The sequence below is a fragment of the Nonomuraea sp. NPDC023979 genome, from assembly GCF_040639085.1.
GTDB classification, from domain to species: domain Bacteria; phylum Actinomycetota; class Actinomycetes; order Streptosporangiales; family Streptosporangiaceae; genus Nonomuraea; species Nonomuraea ceibae.
Genome location: NZ_JBEZZG010000002.1, coordinates 137,307 through 154,638 on the forward strand (window position 1 = coordinate 137,307; position 17,332 = coordinate 154,638).

Consider the following 17,332-nt stretch of genomic DNA (forward strand, 5'->3'; position numbering starts at 1 on the left):
CCATGCTGCACGTCTCCGGAACGCGGCTCCTCACGGCCGAGAACCAGCCCGTACGGCTGCGCGGCGTCGGGCTGGGCGGCTGGATGAACATGGAGAACTTCATCACCGGCTACCCGGCCGACGAGTCGTCGATGCGCGCCTCGGTCAGGCAGGTGCTGGGCGAGGACCGGGCCGCGTTCTTCTTCGACCGGCTGCTCACCTCGTTCTTCACCGAACGGGACGCCGACCTGCTGGCCGGGCTGGGCATGAACTGCGTGCGCATCCCGGTCAACTATCACCACTTCGAGTCGGACGAGCGGCCGTTCGAGATCATCGAGGACGGGTTCCGCCACCTCGACCGGGTCATCGACCTGCTCGGCGAGCGCGGCGTCTACAGCGTGATCGACCTGCACGCGCTGCCGGGCTCGCAGAACCAGCACTGGCACTCCGACAACGCCACCCACGTCGCCGCGTTCTGGCGGCACCGGCACTTCCAGGACCGGGCGGTCAACCTGTGGGAGGCCATCGCCGACCACTACCGCGACCATCCCTGGGTGGCCGGGTACAACCCGGTCAACGAGCCCGGCGACCCGACCGGTAAGGTCGTCGGCCCGTTCTACGACCGGCTGGTCAAGGCCGTGCGCGCGGCCGACCCCGGGCACGTGCTCTTCCTGGACGGCAACACGTACTCGACGGACTTCTCGATCTTCCGGGAGGTGTACGAGAACACGGTGTTCGTCTGCCACGACTACGCGCTGGCCGGGTTCGCGCACGGCGGCGGCTACCCGGGCTACACGCGCGGGGAGTGGTGTGACCGGCGCGAGCTGGAGCGGACGTTCGAGCGGCGCTCGCGCTTCCAGCGGGAGACGGGGACGCCGCTGTGGGTGGGCGAGTTCGGGCCCGTCTACACGGGCGATCCGGAGCGTGACCACGAGCGCTACCAGATCCTGCGCGACCAGCTGGAGATCTACGATCGGCACGAGGCCGGCTGGGCGCTGTGGACGTACAAGGACGTGGGGTTGCAGGGGCTGGTCAGCGCGTCCGGGCCGTACCTGGAGAGGTTCGGGCCGTTCATCGCCAAGAAGGCGCGGCTGGGCGCGGACCGGTGGGGCTCGACCATGGAGGAGTCGGCGGACGTCGTCGGGCCGCTGCACGCCCTGGTGGACGCCGAGTTCCCCGGCTGGGCGCCCTACCCGTGGGGCGCCCGCTACCAGACCGACGACCTCGTCAGGCACATCCTCATCGCCCAGGCCATGCTGCCCGAGTACGCCGAGCTGTTCAGGGGCCTCGGCGACGACGAGCTGGCGGCGCTGGCCGACTCGTTCGCGCTGGAGCGCTGCGTGCGCCGGCAGCCGCTGCTCGACCTGCTGGCCCAGAGCCTGTCAGGGAGTCCAGGTCGCTGAGACCAGGGTCGGCAGCGCGCACTCACCCGGGTCGACGAAGACGAGCACGGGCGAGGTGACCGGGGCCGGCAGGTCGAGCTCCAGCGTGTTGCCGGTCGTGGTCCTGGTCGGCATCGGCAGGGCGCCGTCCTGGACGCTCATGACGCCGGTCACGGAAGGCGCCGCCGAGCACAGCACCTCGCGGGCGGCGTGACGCAGCCGCCTGGCCTCGCCGCCCGCCCGCCGCACCGCCCGGCGCATCAGCGCGCGGTCGCGGGCGGTGGCGGGGCGCAGGGTGGTGTCGGCCCGGCTGCCGAGCCGGATCGTCAGCCGCCCGCCCGAGCCGAACATGCCGGGCGGGACCGGGTTCACGACGAACATCCCGGTACGCACCGTACGGGGGCCGCGCCGGTTCGGGTTGGCCAGCCCGCCCGAGCTGATCAGCGACAGGATCTCGCAGCGGGCTCCGTCGAGCGTCTCGCCGCCGCCGGGCTCGCCGTCGTCGCGGCCCTCCTCGAACGCGACGCCGTCGATGCGCAGCCCGGCGGTGCCGCACTCCATGATCGCGTCCGCCACGGCCGCGCGCACCCCGGCGTCCACGCCGCCGCCCTCGGCGATGTCGAGTGCCTCCACGCACACCAGCCCGTCGTCGGGCACCTCCTCGGGCAGCAGGTCGAAGGCCGCCTGCGCGCTGCGGATGCCGTTGCCGCCCTTGAGCAGCACGCACTGGCGCAGCCGCCCCTGCGAGCGCACCTGGATGAGCCGGGGCCGCGTCGCCGCCCTGCCCTGCGCGTCCGGCAGATGCCAGCCCGGCATCGACGTGGCGTCCACCGCCAGCGACACCTTGACCCGCAGCCGCCTGCCCCGCGCCGCCACCTTGAACCCGGCCAGCCCGGACCGCTCGAACCGGCCCACGATCTGCTCGCCGCGATGCAACTGGTCGGTCACCTGCAACGCCGCCGCCCGCCCGCTGAACACCTCGACCGGCGGCGACAGCGGGACGATCTCCTCGTCGAGCGTCGTGGCGGCCCCGGTCAGCGTTGTCGTGCTCATCATGCGCTCCTCGATGCGGTCAGGGCCGCGGCCAGCCCCGCTTGGTCCCGGAAGTCGAACCGGCTCAGCAGCGGCTCGCGCCGCTCCCACATGCGGCGCACCGCGCAGTGCAGCGGATCGCCGTCGCGCTCCACGTGCCGCATGCTGACGGACAGCGCCCGCAGATACTCCTCGCCGTCGCCCAGCTCCCAGTGCGGCAGCAGCGGCGAGGACACGTCGGCGCCGCACCGGTAGAGCCACAGCCACAGCCGGGCCCGCTCACGCTGCTCCGGGCCGAGCGTCGACTCGCCCTTGGCGTGCCGGGCGACGGCGTCGGCCAGCAGCCGCCAGTAGTCGGCCCGCGTCTCGGCCACGTTCGACAGGCCGCAGCCGCTCCACTCCGACCAGCCGGCCTGGATGACGGGGATGCCGAACGCGGGCAGCTCGCTGGAGACGCTGCCGCGCACGGTGACCCCGGCGTCCGTCAGGCTCCACAGCATGTTCTTCGACAGGTCGAGGCTGGGCGCGAACGCCAGATGCGACCGCCCCGCGTAACGGGCCGCGACGGACCCGAAGTGCCCCGTGACGTCGTAGCGCTCCTGGCTCGGATGGTCCAGGAACAGCCAGCTCACCGACTCCTCCGCCGCCGCGAACTCGGCGGTCTCCTCGAACCACTCGGCCAGGTCGCCGAACACCTCCCGGTTCGCCCCCACCGCGTCGGACACGGCGTGGTTGAACACGGTGAAGATCGGCCGGTCCGGCTCGATGCCGAGCCGGTCGCAGGCGTGCCGCCGGAGCTGGCGGCGCTCGGTCTCCGTACGGACCTCGAACGAGCTCACGTTGCCCGCCCGCCACCAGCTCGGCCTGCCCAGGTTGCCCTTCGCCCGCCAGGCCACCAGCTCCGCGCCCGGCCTGATCAGCTCCCGGTTCGCCCACACGTGCTCGTCGAAGTAGGCGGCGATCCTGCGGGTCAGCTCCTCACGGAAGCCGCCCGGGCCGCGCGCCTCACCCGGGAAGAGCGCGTACGCCTTCAGCGACCCGGTGCTCTGAGCGTGCACCACCGGGACGTCGCGGCGCATCGCGGTCTCGACCGCGAGCCCCCACTGGTCATAGTCCACGTGGCTGGTGACCAGCGCGGCGGGCGCGAGCTCGGCGAACAGCCGGTCGTACACGGCGGAGAAGGCGCGGGCGCGGGCCCGGCGAGCGCGGTGCTGCTCGTCCTCCGCGTGCGGCAGCCGGGGCACCAGGTTCAGCCGGATCAGCGTCGCCTTCTCCACGACGTCCAGCGCCGCCGCGTCGACGCCCTCGGCGGGCGCGTCACCCTCGTCGGCGAGCCGCCGGTCGGCCAGCTCGTGCACGTCGACGACCTCGGCCGCGCCGAACGCCTCGGCCAGCCGCCGCACCCGCTCGACGTCGTAGTCGTCCCACAGCGCCCGGGTCCAGTCACGGTCGGTGCCCACCAGCACGACCAGCCGGGCGGCGGTCAGATCGCACAGCGCGTTCGCCAACAGCAGGTTGCGGACGATCACGCGGATGTCCTGGTGCATGGCCTCCGCGACCACGCACGTTCCCGGCCCGGCGGGGCGCCTGCCCCAGTAGGCCCTCGCAGCGGAGAGCAGCCGGTCGAACTGCTCCCCATCCCCGGCACGTCGCATCTGGCCCTCCCAGCTCGTCGCGGCGCCGTCGACCCTGCCAGCACGGGCGGAGCGCCCGCCCGGCCGACACGCCATCCTTTGCCATCGCCGCCGTGCGCCTTTACCTGCGCGCGCTCGGCCCGAACACGTGCGTGTTGTCGCCCCGCTCCGGGTCCAGGTGGGAGACCGGCACCCGCACCCGGTACGAGGCCCGCTCCCCGGCGACGCCGCGAACCGGGAACGACACCGTGACCGGGTCGCCGGGCCGCACCACGCCCGCCGGGCACGTCACCTGCCGCCCGCTCGCCCGGCAGCGCGACCCCGGCGCCAGGCTCACGCCGTGCGGCAGCTCGAAGGTCACCGGCACGCTCGCCGCCACCAGCCCGCGCATCGTCACGACCGCGCTCACCCTGGCGCCCGAGACCGACCCCTTGACCGACAGCGCGTCGTAGACGCCGTGCGGGTCCGCGTCACGCACCAGCGCGCCGTAGCTGGCCCGGCCGAACGGGTTGGCGACCGCGTAACCGGCCGTGGACTCGTCCGCCGCGCCCGACGACAGCACGCCCAGCAGCAGGCCGGTGTCCCGGTCGAGCCACGGGCCGCCGCTGTTGCCGCCGAACAGGTGGCAGTTGTCCGTGTAGAGGCGGCCCGTCACCCTGCGGTCCGGGCGCGCGTACCCGGACCAGGGCTGCGTCCGGCCCAGGCACCACAGCTGCCGGGTGCCGTCGTACGGCTCGTCGCTCGGGTAGCCGAGCGTGGTGACGGTGAACCGGCCGCCCTCGTTGCGCAGCGGCGTGTACGCGCCGACCGTGCCCTGCAGCGTCCGGTCACCCCGCCGCCCGACCTCGACCAGCGCCAGGTCGTAGATCGAGTCCCAGTCCCAGTGGCCCTCGCCGGTGAAGGCGCGCGGCTTCCACACCCGCCGCGCGCCCCACACCCCGTAGGGCGCGCGATCGGCCGACGCCTTGGCATGGCCGTCGTACGCGGGCACGAACGCCAGGTTCGACGACCACCGGCCGCGGTTGTCGCGCTTGGACACCCCGTACACGCAGTGCGCGGCGGTGGCCAGCAGGAGCCTGCTCCCCGAGTTGACCACGGCGCCGCTGCACGAGCGGCGGGTGCCGTCGGCGTCCAGGAAGAACAGGCGACCGGTGGCGCGGCTGTTGGCGGCCCTGGTGTAGGGCCTGCGCATGCGGCCGTAGCCGTTGGCGTCGGCGCCCGGGGTGAGCCGCTCGGCCACCGGCACGCTCACCGGCCGGCCCTCGCTCCCCAGCACGGCCGGCCTGGGCCCCGGCTGCTCCCCGGGCCCTTCCACCGGCCGCTCCCCCGGCCGCCCTCCTGGCCGCTCCCCTGGCCGCTCCCCTCGCTCTGCCGAGCGCTCCCCCGAGCGTTCGCCTGGCCGTTCGCCCGGCCTTGCCGCCGGGCGTTCGCCCGTGCGCCCGCGTCGTTTCCCGGCCGGCAGCACCATGGCCTCCGGCAGCTCGGCGGCGTCGGCCTTGGACTGCTTCCTGGCCGTCCAGTAGTCCACCGCGCGTGCCGGGTCCATCACCGGCGACGCGTCGGCCGGCGGCACGGGCTCCGGCGCCGCGTGCGCGGGCGGCGCGGCCGGCCCCAGCGGCACTGTCCAGGCCGTGCCGGCGACGGCGAGCGCGAGCAGGGTCCTTCGGCGTGACATCGGTCCCCCTGAGCATCGAGATCAAATCCCCCTCAGCACACTAAGTCACCGTTGCCGCACAATCAGTGAGCCGCGCGCTGCCACTGCCGTACCGGCAAAATGGCTGGATATGACGGAAATTACGGGCCGAGTCACGCTCGTCCCCCTGACGGTCGCCGACGCCGACGAGATGGTCGGCGTGCTCGCCGGCGACCTCTACGCCTTCACCGGCGGCACCGCCCCCACCCTGGACGAGCTCCGCACCCGCTACGCCCGCCAGGTCACCGGCGGCCCGCCCGGCCAGCAGTGGCACAACTGGATCATCAGGGTCGCCGGCGAGGCCGTCGGCTACGTCCAGGCGACGATCACCCACGAGGGACGGCGGGCCGAGATCGCCTGGGTCGTCGGCGAACGACAGCAGGGCCACGGCTACGCCACCGAGGCCGCCCGCGCCCTGGTCGCCTGGCTCGACGAGCACGGCGTCACCACCGTCGAAGCGCACATCCACCCCGACCACGCCGCCTCCGCCGCCGTGGCCCGCCGCGCCGGCCTGACCCCCACCGGCCGCTTCGACGACGGCGAACGCCTCTGGCGGCGCGGCCCCGCCTGACCGGCAACCGCCCGCCCGTCACCGACAATGGCAGGGCAACGCGATCAGGGGGGAACACATGCGCATCGACCTCACCGGCAAGACCGCGCTGGTCACCGGCTCCACCCAGGGCATCGGCGCCGCCATCGCCACCGGCCTGGCCACCGCCGGGGCCACGGTCGCGGTCAACGGCCGCGGTGAGGCGTCCGTCGCGTCCGCGCTCGACCGCATCCGCGCCGCGCACCCCGGCGCCGTCCTGCTGGCCGCCCCCGGCGACCTGGCCACCGACGAGGGCGCAGCCCGGGTGCTGGAGGACCTGCCCGCCGTGGACATCCTGGTCAACAACCTGGGCATCTTCGGCGCCCAGCCGGCGCTCGACATCACCGACGCCGAATGGCGCCGCTACTTCGAGGTGAACGTGCTCGCCGCGGTCCGCCTGACGCGCGCGTACCTGCCCGGCATGCGGGAACGGTCCTGGGGCCGCATCCAGTACATCGCCAGCGACTCCGCCGTCGTCATCCCCGCCGAGATGATCCACTACGGCATGACCAAGACCGCGCTGCTCGCGGTGTCGCGCGGCTTCGCCAAGGAGGCGGCGGGCAGCGGCGTCACCGTCAACTCGGTGATCGCCGGGCCCACCCACACGGGCGGCGTCGAGGACTTCGTCTACCAGCTCGTCGACCGCGACCTGCCGTGGGAGGAGGCGCAGCGGGCGTTCATGCGCGAACACCGGCCCCAGTCGCTGCTGCAACGCCTCATCGAGCCCGAGGAGATCGCCAACCTGGTCGTCTACCTCAGCTCCCCGTACGCCTCCGCCACCACGGGCGCGGCCGTCCGCGTGGACGGCGGGTACGTGGACTCGATCCTGCCGTAGGAATGTCGGTGCGCTCTGCCAGGCTCCGGCGTCATGACACGCCAGGAATCCCCCTGGGACGAGCTGCGCCGCCTCATCGACGCCGGTGACGTCCCCGGCACCGTCGCCGCGGTGACCGCCCTCGACGCCGCCGGCCGCCGCCTCGTCGCCCGCGAGCTGCCCGGCCACGTCCTGGTCGCCCGCGCCCACGCGGCCGAGGTCGCCGCCGCCCGCCGCGCCCACCGCGAGCAGGAACGCCGCCTCGCCTCAACCTTCCCGCGCCCCTGGGACCATGAGCACGAGATCGACGACCATCCGGAATGGGCCGAGCCGATGCGGATCGCGGGCGCCGGCGTGCTCAGCCCCGCCGCCGCGGCCGCCTGGATCACCCGGCGCGACTTCGACCTGTGGGACCTCGACGGCTACCCGCTGTTCGCCGACCACGGCCCCCTCCTGGACGTGATCGCCGCCCGCCCGCCCGAGTGGCAGGCCGACGTGGCCGTGCGGCTCGCCCTCCGCATCCGGCCGCCCCGCCCGCGCGAGCGCGGCTCCGACCGCACCCTCCCCCTCGTCCTGGCGCTGCTGCGCGCCACCGGCGTCACTCCGCCCGACCACGACCCGCTGGTGGTGGCGTACGTGTCACGCGACGCCCTGCTGAGCAGCCTGCGCGGCGACCCGCTGCTGCCCGGCCTGCTGCCGCGCCTGTTCACCGCCCAGGGCGTCGGCCTGGCGCTGCGCCACCAGCAGCACGGGCCGCTGTCCTGGCTCACCGCCCTGCACACCCTCGCCCGGGAGGGCGTGATCAGCCGCGACCTGCTGCTCGACGGCTGCCGCCGCCGCTTCCTGCTCGGCGGCGACGCGATCGAGCTGCGCTTCTTCACCCGGCTCCACGAATCCCTGGCGCCCACCGAGGCCGAGATCGCCGCCCACGCGACCACGTACCTGCGCCTCCTCCCGACCGCGCCCGGCCCCGTCGCCGAGCTGGCGCTGACCCACCTGCGGCGGCTGCCCGCCCTCGACCCGGCCGACCTGGCGGAAGCCCTGGAGGCGCTGCTGTTCCGCCGCGAGACCGGCCTCGTCCGCGCCGGGCTCTCCTGGCTCGCCGCCGTCCTGCGCGCCTCCCCCGCCCTGGCCGACACCCTCACCCCGGCCCTGACGCCCACCTTCGGCCACCCCACGCGCTCCGTCCAGGAACGAGCCGTCCGGCTGCTGCTCCGCCACGCCGCCCGCCTCACCCCGGCCACCGCCGCCACCCTGCGCCAAGCCGCCACCCCCCTGGACGACGACCTCCACGCCCACCTCACCACCACCCTCACCCGAGCCTGACCGCCCCTCGCCCCGGCAAGCCACTTCGACGGGCGCCGCCCCCTGGCCACCCGCCCATCGGCCGTGCCAGCAGGCCCATCGAGGACCGCCCGCCCCTCACCCCACCGTTTGCAGCGGCGACCCGTCCCACAGCGGGCCATCTCACAGGCGGGCCGCCCCACAGGCGGACCGTCCCACAGGGACCGTCCCACAGGCGGGCCATCTCACGGGCGGACCGTCCCACAGGCGGACCGTCCCACGGGCGGACCGTCCCACGGGGGCCGCCCAGGGGTGCCGTCCCACGGGCCCCGCCGCACACGGGGACGCCGCACACGGGGAGGCCGCACACGGGGAGGCCGCACACGGGGAGGCCGCACATGGGCGGGCCATCTCACGGGGACCATCCCACGGAGGGCCAGGCCCTCATTGGGCCTCCGCCGTCCGCTGCGGCGGGGAGCCGGTCCCGGACCGGCCGCCCGCGCCGGACCCCGCCGTTTGCGGCGGCAAGGTGGCCCACGTGGGCCCCCTCACTTGGTGATCTGGTGCGACCGGATTGGGGTGGACGGTAGGCGGGCCGGTGGCGAGGCCGGCGTGTGGGTGGGCACCCCGCCGCACGGCTGCGGATGGGCGGCTGTGCCGGCCTTTGGCCTCCCGCCGGCGGTGGGTGGAGGGGCCGCCCCGGGTGGGGGCGGTTCCTCGGGGGGTTCCTCGGGGGGCCTGGCCTCGGGGGACCTCGGGGGGCCTCGGGGGGCCTCTGTGGGGGGTTCCTCGGGGCCAGTGGAGGTCAGGGATGCCAGGGGTACGGGGTGGTGGTGGGGCCGGTGGGGGTGGTGGCGGTGATGGTGATCCAGGGGTGGGCGGGGTCGGGGCGGTGGGGGGTGAAGGGGGCCCAGGCGGACTGGAGGCCGTCCGGGAGGCGGGGGTCGGCGCCGGTGCGCGGGTCGTGCCAGGTCTGGGGGACGGTGACCCGGGCGGTGGCGCCGCCGGACTGGCGGTAGGTGAAGGTGAGGGTGCCGCCCGCGAGGTGGTAGCCCTCGACGAGGACGCCGGTGCGGCCGCCGTACGCGGCGGGGCGGGCGTGGGCGATGATGGGCCGCTGCCCGTGGGCGGTGAGGTCGTCGGCCAGCGACGGCGTGGCGTGGGAGTGGCGGCAGGTCAGGAACGGGTCCCACCCGTACGAGATGATCTTGCTGGCGTGCCGGCCGACGGCGGCGACCTGGGCGTCGACGCGGCTCTTGGTGGCGCGGCCGCGCAGCGGGAACGGGTTGGCCCGGCCGCACTCGCCGGCGACCTGGGTGGGTTCGAAGACCTCGACGTTCACCCAGAGCTCGACGCCGGGGGTCAGGTGGCGGGCGGCGGCGGCCACGTAGTCGCGGGTGGAGCCGTAGTAGGCGGCCTGGTTGGCGACGCGGCCGACGACGGGTTGGAGGCGCGCGTCGACGGGGGCGGCGGCCTGGTCGGGGCCGTGGACGGGGACCTTGCCGACGCCGCGCCCGTCCTGGACGGCGATGGCCATGGGCGCGCCGGCGCGGGTGGCGGCGATGTCGGCCAGGCCCTTGCCGACCTGGGCGGGCGGGAAGCCACGCCCGCGCCGGGCGTCCCAGAACGGGCTGACCATGATCGTCTCGCCGGGCAGTCCGGCGGCGACGACGGCGTGCTGGGCGGCGTACAGGGCGATGATGGGGTCGTCGTCGGCGCGGTCGCGCATGGCGAGTTCGAACGACTGGTAGACGCCGCCGAGCGCGGGTGAGGCGGCGTGGCGGCGCCGGTAGTCGGCCATGACGCGCGCGGTGAGCTCGTTGAGCGCCGGCAGGTGGGCGAGGTCGGGCAGCCAGGGCTTGGCGGGGTCCTTGGGCGGCACGGGCAGGCCGGGGATGACGGCCATGCCGTACGCGGCGGCCTCGGTGAGCAGGTCGCCGACGCCGTCGCCGTCGGTGGCGATCAGGAGCAGGTCGAAGGCGGCGGCGTCGCAGGCGGGGGCGAGCATGAGCCGGTAGTAGGTGCGTCCGTCGTGCTCGACGCGCCGGTCGAGGCCGGGGCAGCGCAGCACGGCGTCGCCGAACCGTTCGCTCGTCACGTACGTGTAGACGCGGCGGATGGGCCTGCCGGTCGCCCGCGCGGCCTCGTAGCAGGTGCGGCCGTCCTCGACGCAGCCGGCGACGGCGGGGATGCGGCCTCGGGCGTCGGGCCGGGCGGGCAGGATGCGCGCGCCGAACGTGATGAGCGTGTCGCCGCCGACGGCGTGCACGGCCTCGACCGTACGCCGGGTGGCGCAGCGGTCGGCGCGCGGGATCACCCAGTAGCCGGTGATCGGGTAGGAGACGGCGACGCGGGTGTCGCGGGGCGGGCAGGGGTCATGGCCGGGACCGGCTCCGCCGTCGGGGAGGACGGCCAGAACCACGACGGTGAGCGCGACCGCAATCCGCAGGACCCGCTGGAGCACCCGTCCAGGCTACGCGATCATTTGGGCCTGCCTCCGGGACACAAGATCCGTTTAGTGTGTGGAAATCTCTTGTTCACAAGGAGTTCATGCATGAGGCGTAGGTCCTTCCTGGCCACCACCGGAGGCGTGCTCGCGAGCGGCATCGCCATCAACACCCTGGGCGCGCACGCCGCCTGGGCAGACGCGGGACGGCGCTCACCCCGTTCCGGCTACGCGGGATACGGCGAGCTGCAGCGCACCCCCACCACCAACACCGGGGAGGAACTGCTCGCCCTGCCCGCCGGATTCTCCTACGTCGTCTTCGGCAAGACGGGCACGCCGATGTCCGACGGCGTGCCGACGCCGATGGCGCACGACGGCATGGCCGCCTTCCCCGGCACCCGCTCCCACACGGTCCGGCTGATCCGCAACCACGAGGTGCGCACGCCGCCCGGCTACCCGGACGGCCGCGTGCACGTGCCGGGCTCGCAGCGCTACGACGAGCTGGGCGTCGCCGGCACCACCACGCTGGAGGTGGACCTGCGCACCGGCGAGCTGTTACGCCACTTCGTCAGCCTCAACGGCACGATCGCCAACTGCGCGGGCGGCCGCATGCTGCACAACCGGGGCTGGCTGTCGTGCGAGGAGACGTGGGCCGGTCCGCAGCAGGGCTGGCAGCGCAAGCACGGCTACGTCTTCGAGGTGCCGCTGCACGGCCCGGAGCCGGGCAGCCCGGCCGCGTCCATGCCGCTCACCGCGATGGGCCGCTTCTCGCACGAGGCCGTCGCCGTCGACCCGTACACCGGGTACGTGTACGAGACCGAGGACGATCCGGGCAAGCCCGACGGGTTCTACCGGTTCCGCCCCCGCAACCCGCGCGATCTGTCGGCCGGCGGCGTGCTGGAGATGCTCAAGATCGTCGGCGTGGACGGCTACGACTGCCGCGAGGCCCAGCGGATGGGCGCCCGGCTGCCGGTCGAGTGGGTGCGGATCGACGACCCGGACCCCGACCTGGAGAACGGCGCGGCGACCTGCGCGCAGCAGGGGCTGGCCAAGGGCGCGGCCAAGTTCAACCGGCTGGAGGGCTGCTGGTGGGGTGACGGGGCGGTGTTCTTCAACTCCACCAGCGGCGGCGACGCCAAGACCGGCGACGGCCCTGACGAGGAGGGCTACCTGAAGGGCTACGGCCAGGTCTGGCAGTACGTGCCCGGCCGCACCGGCGGCACGCTGGTGCTGGTGTACGAGTCGCGCGGGCGCAAGGAGCTGGACTCGCCGGACAACCTGACGTTCACCCCGCGCGGCGGCATCGTGCTGTGCGAGGACGACGCGTCGGAGGACGACGACCCGCACCCGCTGGCTCCGGGCCTGACCAACGTCAACCGGCTGATCGGGCTGGACCCGCGCGGCGGTGAGCCGTTCGAGTTCGCGGTGAACATCGCCGACGACAGCGAGTTCGCGGGGGCGTGCTTCAGCCCGGACGGGTCGGTGCTGTTCGTCAACCAGCTCGGCGGCACCCGGTCGCTGGACCCGCCGGGCCGGACGTACGCCATCCGCGGCCCCTGGTGGAGAGGGCCCCTATAGACAGCGGCGGCCACGCCGTCAACCGCAGGATTGTCCGGAATCTCGCACATTCCCTGGGCCGGCCGGGGCTTCTCAGCAGGGAACCGCGGTAATACGTTCCCTTCAGCACGCCTCGGGGGAAACGGGTGCTTCAGGCTGTCCCATGGGAAGTGCGAAATGATCATGCGTCTTCGTCAAGGCGTCATCCGTGCCCTGGCCGTGGCCACGGCCATCGCCGTGCCCCTCGCCCTCGCGCCACCGGCCCACGCCGGGGGGCACGCGGACGACGCCTTCGCCAGGCTGCTGGTGAAGAAGGTCAAGGGCGTCAACGTCAACAAACATCTGAAAACCTTCCAGGCGCTGGCCACGGCCAACGGCGGCAACCGGGCGGCCGGCACGCCCGGTTACGACGCCTCCCGCGACTACGTGGCCGGCAAGCTGCGCCAGGCCGGCTACAAGGTCTCGCTCCAGCCGATCAACTTCGTCGAGGGCTGGACGGAGAACTCCCCGCCGCTGCTCGGCTCGTACACGCCGAACGAGGACTTCTACACCTTCCAGCCGTCGCCCGCCGGGGACGTGACGGCGCTCGTGCAGGGCGTGGACCTGACACTGCCGCCGTCGCCGGCGCCGTCGTCGACCAGCGGCTGCGAGGCGTCGGACTTCGCCGGCTTCCAGGCGGGCAACATCGCGCTCATCCAGCGCGGCACCTGCCCGTTCGCGACGAAGATCCGGCTCGCCGGGTTCGCCGGGGCGTCCGGGATCATCGTGTTCAACGAGGGCCAGCCGGGCCGCACCGAGGCGAACCCGTTGGACATCGGCGAGTGGCGGGCCGGGGTGCCGATGGTCTACGCCGACTTCGCCGTCGGCCAGGCGCTGGCGGCGACGCCGGCCACGCAGGTCAGGCTCAAGGTGGACGCGACGCTGACGCTCGGCACCGACGAGAACGTGATCGCCGAGACGCGGGGCGGCGACCCGCGCAACGTCGTCATGGTCGGCGGCCACCTCGACAGCGTCCATGAGGGACCGGGCATCAACGACAACGCCTCCGGCAGCGCCGCCATCCTGGAGACCGCGCTGCAGATGCGGCACTTCCCGGTCAGGAACAAGGTGCGCTTCGCGTTCTGGGCCGCCGAGGAGATCGGCCTGCTGGGCTCGGACCAGTACGTCGAGAGCCTGAGCCAGGCCGAGCGGGACCGGATCAGGCTCTACCTGAACTTCGACATGATCGCCTCGCCCAACCACGCGACGTTCCTCTATGACGGTGACGACTCCGACGCCACCGGCGCGCCCGCGGGGCCTGCCGGGTCCGCCGAGATCGAGGCCGGGTTCGAGGACTTCTACGAGGCCCGCCGCCTGCCCACGATCGGCACCGACTTCGACGGCCGCTCCGACTACGGGCCGTTCATCGCGGTCGGCATCCCGTCGGGCGGCATCTTCACCGGCGCCGAGCAGATCAAGACGCCCGAGCAGGCCGCGCTGTTCGGCGGCACGGCGGGCGTCGCGTTCGACCCCTGCTACCACCAGGCGTGCGACACGCTGTCGAACGTCAACGCGACGGCCCTGGACGTGAACTCCGACGCGATCGCGGACTCCACGGCCAGGTACGCCTTCAGCCTGCGGGACATCCCGCGCCGCCCGGCCGCCACCACGGCGGTGCTGTCGGCGCCGGACGCCCGCGAGTGATCTCCCGCCCCGCCGGTCCCGGGACCGGCGGGGGCACGGTCAGCCCGGGAGCACGGTCAGCCCGGGAGCACGGTCAGCCCGGGAGCACGCCGAGCTGCCGCATCTGCGCGGCCACGTCGACGACCGCCCAGGTCTCGGCGAGCCGCCCACCGGCGAACCGGGCGATGAGGATCTCCTTGTACGTGACGGACCGGCCGGTGGGCGCCAGGCCCAGGTACTCGCCCAGGTGCGTGCCGGTGCAGGTGTTCCTGGTGACGACCTTGTCCCCTTCGGCGATCACGTCCTCGACCTCGACGCGCAGGTCGGGGAAGGCGCTGTGCAGGGTCAGCAGCACCTCCTTCAGCGCTTCGACGCCCTCCGTCCGGATCGGCAGCGGCGTGCGGATCAGCACGCCCGGGTCGACGATCTCGTCGATCGTCCTGGCGATGAACTCGGCGTCCCCGGAGCTGACGGCGTCGTGGAAGCGCCGGAGGGTGGCCTTGTTGGCCTCGGCGATGGCGGACATGCGGTTCTCCTTGTCGGTAGGGCCGAACCGCCCCCGGACGACGAGCGCGGCGAGCACGATCCGCGGGAGCGCGTTCCTACCCAGGGGACGAACGGGCGACGGCCGCCGGGACAGGGTCAGAGCTGTTCGAGCCGCCGGGTGAGGAACCGCCGCTCCGGGGTCGACACGGCCAGGTCGAGCGCCCGCCGGTAGGCGGCCCTGGCCTCGCCGTCGCGGCCGAGCCGCCGCAGCAGCTCGCCGCGCGTGGAGTGGAAGTAGAGGTAGCCGTCCAGGTCGAGCCGGTCGACGGCGCACAGCGCCCCGGCCGGGTCGCCGGCCTGAGCGAGCGCCACGGCCCGGTTGAGCTCGACCACCGCCGAGCCGGTCAGCGCCGCCAGCCGCCGGTACAGCTCGGCGACCTGCGGCCAGTCGACCCGCTCGTGCGCCTGGAGTGAGGCGATGGCGGCCTGGACGACGTACGCGCCGCGCCCGCCCAGCGCGATCGCCCGGTCGAGCACCGCCCGGCCCTCGGCGATCCGGTCCAGGTCCCACAGCGACCGGTCCTGGTCGTCGAGCAGCACCAAATCCTCGCCCCGCTCGCCGGCGAACCTGGCCCTCCGCCGGGCGTGGTGGATGAGCATCAGCGCCAGCAGCCCGTACGTCTCGGGCTCGTCCGGCAGGAGCGCGGCCAGCACCCGTCCCAGGCGGATGGCTTCGGCGCCGAGGTCGACGCGGCCACTGTAGCCCTCGTTGTAGATCAGGTAGAGGACGGCCAGCACGGCGTCGAGCCGTTCGGGCAGCAGGTGCGCGCCCGGCACCGTGAACGGGATGCCCGCCGCCCTGATCTTGGTCTTGGCGCGGGTCAGGCGCCGTTTCATGGTCTCCTCGGACACCAGGAACGCGCGGGCGATCTCGGCGGTGTTCAGGCCGCCGAGCGCGCGCAGCGTGAGCGCCACCTGGCCCTCCAGGGGCAGCGCCGGATGGCAGCAGGTGAAGATCAGCTCAAGTCGCTCGTCCTTGATCAACGTGTCGTCGGCCTCGTCCACGGTGGCCTCCGGCTCCGCCAGCAGGTGCATCTTCCCGGCCAGGGCGCGCTCCCTGCGGAGCCGGTCGATCGCCCGGTTGCGGGCCGTCGTCACCAGCCACGCGCCCGGCGAGTCGGGGGGCCCGGTCCTCGGCCAGGTCCGCGCCGCCACGGCGAACGCCTCCTGGGCGGCGTCCTCGGCCCGGTCGAAGTCGCCGAGGAACCCGACCAGCGAGGCCACGACCCGGCCCCACTCGTCGCGGAACGCCTCCTCCAGCACCGTTCTCCTCCGATCCGATCCATCCGATCCGATCAGGTCAGGGCTGGGCCAGCGGCCTGATCTCCACGGTGCCGCCGAGCCGCACCGCCGGGATGCGCGCCGCCAGCTCCGCCGCCTCGTCCAGGTCGGCCGCCTCGATCAGGCAGAACCCGCCGAGCACCTCCTTGGTGTCGGCGAACGGCCCGTCGGTCATCAGCGTCCGGCCGCCCGCCAGGCGCACGCAGGTCGCCGTCTCCGCCGGCTCCAACTGCGCCGCCGAGACGAACCGGTCGTCCTCGGCCAGCGCGCGGTAGTCGGCGTGGGCGGCCTCGCGCTCGTCGTCCGGCAGCCCCTCCAGGTAGCTGGACTCGCTGTAGATCATCAAGGCGTACTGCATCGCATCCTCCGCGGCATGGGTTCCCCATCTTCACGACGAACGGGCGGCGCCGGAAGGGACGCCCACCGCCCCACCGACTTCCCGATTCCGCCGCTACCGAAAATCTGTCACGGCCGTAGTAGACATTTGGTGGCGAGCGAGCTAGTCTTTCTGACATCGCAAGGAACTGATTCGCCGGGCGGCAGCAGTAAGCACCACGACGAACCGCCCGGAGTATTGGATGGCAGAAGGTCGGACGTGACGGGCCAGCGCAGTGGTTAGGGGCCCCGACCGTGGACGCGCTGCCGCAAGTGAAGTAGGACAAAGGTCCGGAAGAGAAAGATGAAGGGAGTGTTGACGCCATCGGGATCGCCCGTTGCCGGCTGAGTCTCGCCGCTCGGGTACCGCAGTTCCACAGTTAGGAAGGTGGTCTACGGTCACGCATCCGCGATCCGCGCATCACCGCCGCCCAGCGCGGTGGATGCGGAAAAGATGAGCCGGCCTGATGGCCGGTAGATGGTGTTGAACTCTTCGGGGCCCCGGCGCGACCTGCGCCGGGGCCCCCTGTTCGCGTTTCGGAAAGGAATGTATGGATCAACGCCGTTCGAACGCCGAGGGTGACACGCTCGCCCGCGGCAGGATTGCCGAACCGGCCGAGCCGGCCGAACACACGGCCGAGGACCGGTTCGACGACGAGGACTACCCCGCCTACAGCATGGGCGCGGCAGCCGAGATGCTGGGCGTCACCCCGACGTTCCTCCGGGCTCTGGGCGCCGCCAAGCTGATCGAGCCGAAACGCTCCGGTGGCGGCCACCGGCGCTACTCCCGCTACCAGCTTCGCCTGGCCGCCCGGGCCCGCGAGCTCGTCGACCAGGGCACTCCGGTCGAGGCCGCCTGCCGGATCATCATCCTGGAGGACCAGCTCGCCGAGGCGCTGCGCATCAACGCCGCGTACGAGCGCGAGCGCGCGGCCCGGAACCGCTAGCGCCTCGCGGCCGTCATCCCGTGGCCTGGTCCTGACTGCGCTGACCAGGCCGACCGGCTCGACGCCGTCACCCGCCCGGGGCCGCCGCCCCGGAGGGAAGACGGCGGCCCT

At 73.6% G+C, this 17,332-nt stretch carries 14 protein-coding genes; 7 read left to right on the forward strand and 7 right to left on the reverse strand.

Annotation, left to right across the window (positions count from 1 at the left end):
• The first annotated feature begins 2 nt into the window (after positions 1 to 2).
• Complete coding sequence (locus AB0G11_RS04015; protein ID WP_357583837.1) at positions 3 to 1,382, forward strand: cellulase family glycosylhydrolase; 1,380 nt, start codon at positions 3 to 5, stop codon at positions 1,380 to 1,382.
• Here AB0G11_RS04015 and AB0G11_RS04020 read toward each other — a convergent pair.
• The 3 genes from AB0G11_RS04020 to AB0G11_RS04030 form a co-directional block, all read right to left on the reverse strand.
• On the reverse strand, positions 1,362 to 2,414 hold the full coding sequence (locus tag AB0G11_RS04020; protein ID WP_357583839.1) for a hypothetical protein: 1,053 nt from the start codon (positions 2,412 to 2,414) through the stop codon (positions 1,362 to 1,364). The two genes, AB0G11_RS04015 and AB0G11_RS04020, sit on opposite strands and share 21 nt — an antisense overlap.
• On the reverse strand, positions 2,414 to 4,048 hold the full coding sequence (locus AB0G11_RS04025) for a hypothetical protein (protein ID WP_357583841.1): 1,635 nt from the start codon (positions 4,046 to 4,048) through the stop codon (positions 2,414 to 2,416). Before AB0G11_RS04025 ends, AB0G11_RS04020 begins: the two co-directional genes overlap by 1 nt.
• A 100-nt stretch (positions 4,049 to 4,148) precedes the next feature.
• Positions 4,149 to 5,702: a trypsin-like peptidase domain-containing protein gene (locus AB0G11_RS04030; RefSeq protein ID WP_357583843.1), complete on the reverse strand. Its 1,554-nt coding sequence runs from the start codon at positions 5,700 to 5,702 to the stop codon at positions 4,149 to 4,151.
• Between the two features lie 109 nt (positions 5,703 to 5,811).
• Here AB0G11_RS04030 and AB0G11_RS04035 point away from each other — a divergent pair, with 109 nt between their 5' ends.
• The 3 genes from AB0G11_RS04035 to AB0G11_RS04045 are packed head-to-tail and all read left to right on the forward strand — an operon-like array spanning position 5,812 to position 8,449.
• Positions 5,812 to 6,291, forward strand: coding sequence for a GNAT family N-acetyltransferase (locus AB0G11_RS04035; protein ID WP_219505363.1), 480 nt, complete (start codon positions 5,812 to 5,814; stop codon positions 6,289 to 6,291).
• Positions 6,292 to 6,349: 58 nt separating this feature from the next.
• A complete protein-coding gene (locus AB0G11_RS04040) occupies positions 6,350 to 7,144 on the forward strand; it encodes an SDR family oxidoreductase (protein ID WP_219505361.1) in 795 nt (264 codons plus the stop codon).
• A 33-nt stretch (positions 7,145 to 7,177) separates the two neighbouring features.
• Positions 7,178 to 8,449: a DUF6493 family protein gene (locus tag AB0G11_RS04045; RefSeq protein WP_357583845.1), complete on the forward strand. Its 1,272-nt coding sequence runs from the start codon at positions 7,178 to 7,180 to the stop codon at positions 8,447 to 8,449.
• 763 nt (positions 8,450 to 9,212) lie between these two features.
• Here AB0G11_RS04045 and AB0G11_RS04050 read toward each other — a convergent pair.
• Positions 9,213 to 10,871 (reverse strand): DUF4434 domain-containing protein, encoded by a 1,659-nt coding sequence (locus tag AB0G11_RS04050; protein WP_357583847.1) that lies wholly within the window; start codon positions 10,869 to 10,871, stop codon positions 9,213 to 9,215.
• Between the two features lie 90 nt (positions 10,872 to 10,961).
• On the opposite strand from AB0G11_RS04050, the gene AB0G11_RS04055 reads away from it, so the two are divergent.
• Positions 10,962 to 12,431, forward strand: coding sequence for an alkaline phosphatase PhoX (locus tag AB0G11_RS04055; protein ID WP_357583848.1), 1,470 nt, complete (start codon positions 10,962 to 10,964; stop codon positions 12,429 to 12,431).
• A gap of 162 nt (positions 12,432 to 12,593) precedes the next feature.
• Positions 12,594 to 14,093 carry a M28 family metallopeptidase gene (locus AB0G11_RS04060; protein WP_357583850.1) on the forward strand — a complete coding sequence of 500 codons (1,500 nt, stop codon included), beginning with the start codon at positions 12,594 to 12,596 and terminating at the stop codon, positions 14,091 to 14,093.
• A gap of 73 nt (positions 14,094 to 14,166) precedes the next feature.
• Here the strand turns inward: AB0G11_RS04060 and AB0G11_RS04065 are convergent, their stop codons facing one another.
• From AB0G11_RS04065 to AB0G11_RS04075, 3 genes are all read right to left on the reverse strand, one after another.
• The gene (locus AB0G11_RS04065; protein WP_219508408.1) at positions 14,167 to 14,598 is read right to left on the reverse strand and encodes an ester cyclase; all 432 of its coding nucleotides are present in this window, start codon (positions 14,596 to 14,598) and stop codon (positions 14,167 to 14,169) included.
• A gap of 116 nt (positions 14,599 to 14,714) precedes the next feature.
• The gene (locus AB0G11_RS04070) at positions 14,715 to 15,881 is read right to left on the reverse strand and encodes a sigma-70 family RNA polymerase sigma factor (protein WP_357583852.1); all 1,167 of its coding nucleotides are present in this window, start codon (positions 15,879 to 15,881) and stop codon (positions 14,715 to 14,717) included.
• Between the two features lie 37 nt (positions 15,882 to 15,918).
• Positions 15,919 to 16,257: a YciI family protein gene (locus tag AB0G11_RS04075; RefSeq protein WP_219508407.1), complete on the reverse strand. Its 339-nt coding sequence runs from the start codon at positions 16,255 to 16,257 to the stop codon at positions 15,919 to 15,921.
• 694 nt (positions 16,258 to 16,951) lie between these two features.
• On the opposite strand from AB0G11_RS04075, the gene AB0G11_RS04080 reads away from it, so the two are divergent.
• Positions 16,952 to 17,221: a MerR family transcriptional regulator gene (locus AB0G11_RS04080; RefSeq protein WP_219508417.1), complete on the forward strand. Its 270-nt coding sequence runs from the start codon at positions 16,952 to 16,954 to the stop codon at positions 17,219 to 17,221.
• Positions 17,222 to 17,332 lie beyond the last annotated feature (111 nt).

What these genes read in the sequence shown, in the direction of transcription:
- AB0G11_RS04015 (WP_357583837.1), top strand. Translation starts at nt 3, where the DNA reads ATGCTGCACGTCTCCGGAACGCGGCTCCTCACGGCCGAGAACCAGCCC.
- AB0G11_RS04020 (WP_357583839.1), bottom strand. Translation starts at nt 2,414, where the DNA reads ATGAGCACGACAACGCTGACCGGGGCCGCCACGACGCTCGACGAGGAG.
- AB0G11_RS04025 (WP_357583841.1), bottom strand. Translation starts at nt 4,048, where the DNA reads ATGCGACGTGCCGGGGATGGGGAGCAGTTCGACCGGCTGCTCTCCGCT.
- AB0G11_RS04030 (WP_357583843.1), bottom strand. Translation starts at nt 5,702, where the DNA reads ATGTCACGCCGAAGGACCCTGCTCGCGCTCGCCGTCGCCGGCACGGCC.
- AB0G11_RS04035 (WP_219505363.1), top strand. Translation starts at nt 5,812, where the DNA reads ATGACGGAAATTACGGGCCGAGTCACGCTCGTCCCCCTGACGGTCGCC.
- AB0G11_RS04040 (WP_219505361.1), top strand. Translation starts at nt 6,350, where the DNA reads ATGCGCATCGACCTCACCGGCAAGACCGCGCTGGTCACCGGCTCCACC.
- AB0G11_RS04045 (WP_357583845.1), top strand. Translation starts at nt 7,178, where the DNA reads ATGACACGCCAGGAATCCCCCTGGGACGAGCTGCGCCGCCTCATCGAC.
- AB0G11_RS04055 (WP_357583848.1), top strand. Translation starts at nt 10,962, where the DNA reads ATGAGGCGTAGGTCCTTCCTGGCCACCACCGGAGGCGTGCTCGCGAGC.
- AB0G11_RS04060 (WP_357583850.1), top strand. Translation starts at nt 12,594, where the DNA reads ATGCGTCTTCGTCAAGGCGTCATCCGTGCCCTGGCCGTGGCCACGGCC.
- AB0G11_RS04065 (WP_219508408.1), bottom strand. Translation starts at nt 14,598, where the DNA reads ATGTCCGCCATCGCCGAGGCCAACAAGGCCACCCTCCGGCGCTTCCAC.
- AB0G11_RS04075 (WP_219508407.1), bottom strand. Translation starts at nt 16,257, where the DNA reads ATGCAGTACGCCTTGATGATCTACAGCGAGTCCAGCTACCTGGAGGGG.
- AB0G11_RS04080 (WP_219508417.1), top strand. Translation starts at nt 16,952, where the DNA reads ATGGGCGCGGCAGCCGAGATGCTGGGCGTCACCCCGACGTTCCTCCGG.